This is a genomic window from Hymenobacter sp. (assembly GCF_036388155.1).
GTDB lineage: Bacteria > Bacteroidota > Bacteroidia > Cytophagales > Hymenobacteraceae > Hymenobacter.
The window spans coordinates 23467-29687 of the sequence record NZ_DASVSI010000018.1; the positions used below are offsets into that span (position 1 = coordinate 23467).

Annotated in this window: 8 protein-coding genes and 1 pseudogene; 2 read left to right on the top strand and 7 right to left on the bottom strand. The window is 58.9% G+C overall.

Annotated elements, in window-relative coordinates; all coding sequences use genetic code 11:
- Positions 1-2: 2 nt before the first annotated feature.
- Entirely contained in the window at positions 3-839 is an 837-nt protein-coding gene (tsf, locus tag VF629_RS02705) for a translation elongation factor Ts (RefSeq protein WP_331056910.1), read from the top strand.
- A 56-nt stretch (positions 840-895) separates the two neighbouring features.
- Here the strand turns inward: tsf and VF629_RS02710 are convergent, their stop codons facing one another.
- From VF629_RS02710 to VF629_RS02735, 6 genes are all read right to left on the bottom strand, one after another.
- On the bottom strand, positions 896-1528 hold the full coding sequence (locus tag VF629_RS02710; protein ID WP_331056911.1) for a DUF6624 domain-containing protein: 633 nt from the start codon (positions 1526-1528) through the stop codon (positions 896-898).
- Between the two features lie 172 nt (positions 1529-1700).
- Positions 1701-2057 carry a DUF6624 domain-containing protein gene (locus VF629_RS25745; protein WP_414653843.1) on the bottom strand — a complete coding sequence of 119 codons (357 nt, stop codon included), beginning with the start codon at positions 2055-2057 and terminating at the stop codon, positions 1701-1703.
- 38 nt (positions 2058-2095) lie between these two features.
- Positions 2096-2272 carry a hypothetical protein gene (locus tag VF629_RS02720; RefSeq protein WP_331056913.1) on the bottom strand — a complete coding sequence of 59 codons (177 nt, stop codon included), beginning with the start codon at positions 2270-2272 and terminating at the stop codon, positions 2096-2098.
- A 58-nt stretch (positions 2273-2330) separates the two neighbouring features.
- Positions 2331-3371 carry a DUF3089 domain-containing protein gene (locus VF629_RS02725; protein ID WP_331056914.1) on the bottom strand — a complete coding sequence of 347 codons (1041 nt, stop codon included), beginning with the start codon at positions 3369-3371 and terminating at the stop codon, positions 2331-2333.
- 99 nt (positions 3372-3470) lie between these two features.
- Positions 3471-4478 (bottom strand): hypothetical protein, encoded by a 1008-nt coding sequence (locus VF629_RS02730; protein WP_331056915.1) that lies wholly within the window; start codon positions 4476-4478, stop codon positions 3471-3473.
- A gap of 132 nt (positions 4479-4610) precedes the next feature.
- Complete coding sequence (locus tag VF629_RS02735) at positions 4611-5012, bottom strand: hypothetical protein (RefSeq protein ID WP_331056916.1); 402 nt, start codon at positions 5010-5012, stop codon at positions 4611-4613.
- A 169-nt stretch (positions 5013-5181) separates the two neighbouring features.
- Between VF629_RS02735 and VF629_RS02740 the strand changes: the two genes are divergently transcribed.
- Entirely contained in the window at positions 5182-5562 is a 381-nt protein-coding gene (locus tag VF629_RS02740; RefSeq protein ID WP_331056917.1) for a hypothetical protein, read from the top strand.
- 68 nt (positions 5563-5630) lie between these two features.
- Here the strand turns inward: VF629_RS02740 and VF629_RS02745 are convergent.
- Positions 5631-6221, bottom strand: a pseudogene (locus VF629_RS02745) (hypothetical protein); the annotation flags it as partial.

The following is a 6221-nucleotide window of genomic DNA, read 5'->3' on the forward strand; positions in this document are numbered from 1 at the left end:
CAATGGCCGCTATTACCGCCGCAGACGTAAACAAGCTCCGCACCATGACCGGTGCCGGCATGATGGATTGCAAAAAAGCCCTGACCGAAGCCGATGGCGACTTCGAAGCTGCGCGCGACATTCTGCGCAAGGCGGGTCAGAAAATCGCTGACAAGCGTGCTGAGAACGAAACGTCGGAAGGCTTTGTGGCCGTGAGCGTGAGCGAAGACGGCACTACCGGCAAACTGGTGGCCCTGGCCTGCGAAACCGAGTCGGTAGCCAAAGTGGCTAACTTCCGTGAGCTGGTTCAGCGCATTCTGGACGCTGCTGTGCGCACCAACGCCGCTACCAAAGAAGACCTGCTCGCTACCAAGGAAGAAGATGGCCTGACCATTCAGGAGCACATCACCGATTTGATGGGCAAAATCGTCGAGAAGCTTGACCTGACCTATGCTACCCTGACTGCGGAGAAAGTGGCTTCGTACATCCACTCCGACAGCAAAAAAGGCGTACTCGTGGGCCTAAAGAACGTGGGCTCGGCCGACGCTGCTGCCGTGGGCCGCGACGTAGCCATGCAAATTGTAGCCATGAAGCCCGTTGCCGTTGACAAAGACGGCGTGGACTCGGCTACGGTGGAGCGCGAAATCGAAATCGGCAAGGAGCAGGCGCGTGCCGAAGGCAAGCCCGAAGCCATGCTGGAGAAAATCGCCCAAGGCAAGCTGAACAAGTTCTACAAAGAGCAGACCTTGCTGAACCAGGAGTTCGTGAAAGACAACTCGGTGACCATCGCCCAACTGCTCGACAGCAAGTCGAAAGGCATGACGGTTTCGGACTTCAAGCGCGTGGCTATCGGCGCATAATTGCAGCCTGTAGTTAATTGAAAAGGCCCGCTGGCATTGTGCTAGCGGGCCTTTTTTTATTGTGCCTGTGGCTTGGGTTTATTCATTTGCTTGGTCATTTCAGCCATCCTATCCAAGTACTTCTGTAGTGGTTCCATGCCAATGGCAGCACGACGTTTATCTACGTTTTTGGGGTCGCGCAATGAAACAGGAACAGCAATAACATTGTTAAAGTCGTTCCCTACATATCCGGTGTATTTCACTTGAGTTCCATATTCCTCAAGCTGCCCGGAATTAGTCGCTATACGGTCAGTCAGATAAGCATAATCGACGGGGGCAGCATTCTTTCTTTTCACTTCAGGCAGCATCAGGCGCAGGACTTGCCGCTGAAAATTGGGGTGCGCGTCGGCGTGTTGCACCATGAGCCAGAAGTTGTAGGCGCTTTTTTCTCCTACTTGCTTGAAGCCGGGGTAGCCGTATTGCTTGATAATTCTTTCTAGCAGCGGCTGGTGGCTAGCGTAATTGATTTTTTCTACATCCTCCAAGTTTCGCCCGGCACTATCGGGAAGCTGCTGAAACATTCGCTGCATCGGCCATTGGTCGACATAGGCGAGACTGTCGAGGGTTTTGCTGAGCTTTGGGTAGAGTGCCGGCATTGTTTGCGCGGTGGCCGACAGGCTTGCTATCAGTATGACCAGGAGTGTTTTCATGTAGCAGTTAGCAATGTGTGGCTGAGCAATTGCTCGGACTAGTTGACGATACAATTACCGGTGTAACAGTTGCTACGCCCCTACTGCTTCATATAGGATTCTGGCTGAATTTAGGCAGAATACCAACTTCCGCTACTGCGCCTGCGGCTGGCGCGACTGCCGTTGCATCTCTCTAATTTTGGCAAGGTAAGTTTCCATCGTTTCCATGCCGATGCGCCCGGCGTTTGTCCACATTGGCTGGGTCGAAGAGAGTGCGCGGCGTGGGCTGGCCATCCGCTTTGTATTCAACTTGGGTGCCGTAAGTCTGCGGTTGGCCGCCGTTGAGCGCAACGCGGTCGACGAGGTAGGCGTAATTTCTGCTATTCGCGTTTTTGCGCTGGACTTCGAGCAGCATAAGCTTCAGTACTTCCTGCTGAAAAGCCGGGTGTGCGTCGGCATGTTGAACCAGCAGCCAGAAGTTTTTAGAACTGGTTTCGCCCACCTGCTTAAAGCCGGGGAAACCGACCTTTTTCACTATGGCTTCTAGCACCGGCTGGTGGCGGGCGAAGTTGACGTGTTGCGACGTAATCAGGCGGGCGCGGGTGCTGTCGGGTAGCTGCCCATCATTAGCTGCATGGGGCGCTGGTCGACCTCGGCTAGGCTGTCCAGGGTTTTGCTGAGCTTCGGGTAGAGCACGGGAGCGGTCTGAGCGGTGGCCGAGAAGGCCAGGCCGGTCATTGCCAGCAGCAGAACAAGATATTTCATGAGCCAAGCGCCCGTCGCTCATGCCCAGCGTTGGGCATGACGTCAAGTTTGTGCCAAGCTACTGATTTGTTTGTTGCCAGGCCTGCACCCGCGCCTTGGCGTTCTGCCGGATGTTCATGTAAAACAGGCTATAATCGGCGATGTGGAAGGAGTGGCGCAATTCGGGGCGGCCGGAGAGCAGGAGGCGGGGGTAGCCGCTGGGCTTGGGGGGTGTTACCCAGAGCAGTCCCTTATGAATTTTGGCATCCGTCACGTACGGGTCGATGCGCTTAAATTCCTGGCTGACGCCGCCGCGGTTGAGGCGGGCAGGGGCTACCAGCGTGTCGAGCTTCCAGGTGAGGGGATTGGTGACGACGAAAGGCTGGAAGGGCGGGTAGTCGTAGCCGGTGGCAGCGGCGTTGTAGGTGACGAAGCAACCCGTTTCCAGCGAATCGGCGCAGGGGCGGATGGTTTGGTACTCGTTAGGCTTCACCTTGTAGCCAATGAGGTAGGCGGCCACGAGCTGGCGGCGCAGTTTGGGGTTGTTTTCGAACAGGTCATGGAGCAGGCGGGTGGCGTGGTGCGTGCCCTGGCTATGGCCAGCAATGATGATGGGACGGCCTTGGTTGTAGTGCGCGAGGTAGTACTGGAAAGCAACTTTAACGTCGGCGTACGCGAAATCGAGCGCGGCCTGGCTGTTGGGGGTTTGTTCGTCGAAGAAAGAATAGAGCGTGGCTTGGCGGTAGCGAGGGGCGTAAATGCGGCCAGCAGCGTTGAACACGGTGGCTTGGTGCCGGATGGCGCTGCGGTCGGTGTAGCGGTTCAGCTTGCTGCTGCTGAGGTTGGCATTCCATCCTTGGCGCCAGTAGTAGGTGGTGGGGTGGATGAAAAACACGTCGGCAGCGGCCGTGGCTTGCTCGTCGCGCAGGCCGGAGTTGGGGGGCACGGCATCGGCGAAGTCTCGGCGGGTGGGCAGGGCGGCCCAGCAGCTATCGAGGGCGTAGTTGGGGCCGGTGTAAGGGGTATAAGTGGCGAAGTCGTGCCGGGGCTTGAGCAGGTTGAGACAAGACGCTAACGGCAGCAGACTCAGAAGTAGCGGATAGATTGAGTGTTTCGACACGATAATAAACCAAATAGCCCGTCGTACTGAGTGCCAAGAAGCTTTTGGCTGGAGTAACTGCGAGCGAAATGCTGCGCTGCGCGCTGCTTGACGAGCAGACTACAAATCCGGCCAGTGCTTCAGTTCACGTGGAGTGCCGTCGGAATTATACAGCAGGGTCATGGGCTCGGCGGGCTTCGCCACTACGTCGGCGAGGGTGATGTTCCAGCGCTGCCACATTTCGGCCAGGGCCTGAGTGTAAGCCGAATTTTCCCAAGGGTTGAAAATGGCGCCCGTCACGTCATCGATTAGCGCATCGAACACCAGATGGGTGTCGCCGGGGCGCGGGGTTCGGGGATAGAGGTCGGGCACAACGTGCAGCAGGTGAGCGGCGTAATACACGCGCGCCTTGAACTCGGCAATTTGCACGGGGTGTAGCGGACGCTGCGCATCGGCGTACACTTTGCGCATGGCCTGACCGACGAGGCCAATGTCGACCAGGCAAGCCACCAGCACGGCTTTGTCGAGCTTGATGCTGAAAACGAGGGTGTTTAAATCGTCGTCGTATTCAAAAGCCGTGTGGTCCTCGCTGGCATCGGCTTCGAGCACAAACACGGAGCCGGGCACGAAATCGGCGTACTCGGTGGGCACGCGCAGGCCCTGCAGCAGCTGAAAGAACGCCTGGAAGCGCCGGACCAAGGCGGCGTTTTCGGCCAGCGGGTACTTGGGCTTGATGAGCGGTTCGAACTCGTTCAGCAGCTCGGTGATGAAGATGCCGTAGAACATCTTGCCCAACCACAGGAAAAGCTTGTCGTCGCCGAGGGCGCGCAACGCGGCCGGCCCTTGCGCGGAGGCGGCTTCTACTTGGCTTTCTAACTCGTCGATGCGCTGGCGGGCGGCTGGGCTGGCGGGTATGCGCAGGTCGCGGAAGGCCACGGTGCGCTGGTCGAGCAACTGAATGGGACGCTCGGCGAGCTGGTAGCGGGCCTGCAGCCAGTCAGCAAAGACCGGAACGGTATCGTCGGGGCCCACGGGCTGGCCGGTGAGGAAGCAGGTGCTGGGGCCGAACTGCATGCCATCGAACGGGTCGTAGGGAATGAGGTCGGCGGGGGTAAGCTGGGGGGACATAAGAATAGCGCGAACGAGGCAAAGGCGTCGCGGCGCACGACCAGACTACGCTGGACCGCGCGGCGACGCGAACCACAAAGTTAGCTTTGCGGTCCTGCGGGTCGCGCTACAATAGTATACGAACCGGCGAATCTACCGCGACAACGAGTTGCCGGCTTTGAGCAGCAGTTTGCTTAGGTTGTTGAGCGGGCTGCTGTAGTCGCCGCCGGCGTCCTCGGCTACCTTGGCGGTTTCGGCGCCGAGGCTGGCCAGGATTTCGGCGATGTCGTGGGCCGGGGTTTTGCTGTCGGCCAGCAGGGCACTGAGCTGGTTGAGCTCCTGCTTGATTTTGGCCAAGCCGGGACGCTCCGTGGAAGCCAGCACGGCTTGCCAACGCTCAATTTCGGTGCGGCCTTGGGGGCCCGAATTGGTGGGGGTGCTGGCCGTCAGAAAAGTAATCGTGTCGTCGAGCAGCGCGGTGTTTTGCTGGTCGGTCACGGCCATGGGCACTTCGGGAGTGGCGGGCGTTTGCGGAGTGGCGGCGGTGGAATCCATGGGAATGCGAAATAGGAAAGGTGCGTGAGGGCTATACTAGGGCCGAGACTAAAAAGTTAGCCCAGCGCCAGCCAACTGGCACCGGGGCGAACGGCAGGGCTTGGGGAGCGGGTTACCTTTTGGGCCGGCGCTTGATTAAACGGCATCTTCTCACCCCATTCATTGTTCCATGAAGACTTTGTTGAAAACCTTGTTGGTGGCCTCGGCCGTGGCCCTGAGCACCACCGCCTGCACCGAAGCCGAACAGAAAAACGCGGAAGCCACGGCCGACAATGCCGCCGACCGCGCCGAAGTAGCCGGTGAGCGCGCCGGCGACAAAATGGAGGCCGCCGGCCAAAAGATGGACGCCAAGCTGGAAGCAGCCGGTCAAAAAATGGACGCCAAGATGGACGCCGCGGGCAAAAAAATGGAAACCAAAATGGCCGAAGCCGACGCCAAGCTCGAAGCCGCCGGCGACAAGCTCGAAGCCAAAGCGAAGCGCTTGGGCGACGCCGCCGACCGCTCGACCCAGCAAACCAAAGAGAACGTGAAAGAAGCTACCCGCGACTAGCTACTAGCACTTCCGTTTACCCCAAAAAAGCCCATACGGTCATCGTATGGGCTTTTTTCTAATAGTGGTTACAGCTCGGCTACTTCGAGCAGTACCTCGTAGTAGGGGCGCCCGTACATGCGGGCCCGCAGCCACGCATAAAAGCTCATGGCCTGCAAGTCCTCGCGTTCGGAGGGCAGGAAAACCGGAAACTCCTCGACCCGGGCCGCGAACTCGGCACTGCGAGCCGAAGCCGGGTTGTTGATGACGGCCTGCACCAGTCCCAGGTAGCTCAGCACGAAATGGTAGGGGCCGCCGGCAATCGTTGCCGCTGTCGGCGGTTCTTCGGCGGCAACGACAGTTGCTGGCGCGGCCGGAAACCGCTCCACCAGGCTGCGCTCGATGGCTTTGAGGCGGCCCAGGGCCAGGTCTTCGTGCCCGAGCTCCAGCTGGATGAGCATTTCGCCCATGTTTTTTTTCAGCAGCCACTCCAGGCCCAGGTGCTCTTCCAGCCAGTGGTCGGTGCGGCCCAGGCGCAACATGGCATAGTTGGCTTTGCTGAAGTTCCGCTCGGCAAAGTAGTGGAAAACCAGCTGCAGCCGCGCGGTGAGGTCTTCCATCACGGGCAGGCCGGGTTTGGCTTTCAGCTCTTGTTCCAGCAAGGCGATGCTTTCGGAATT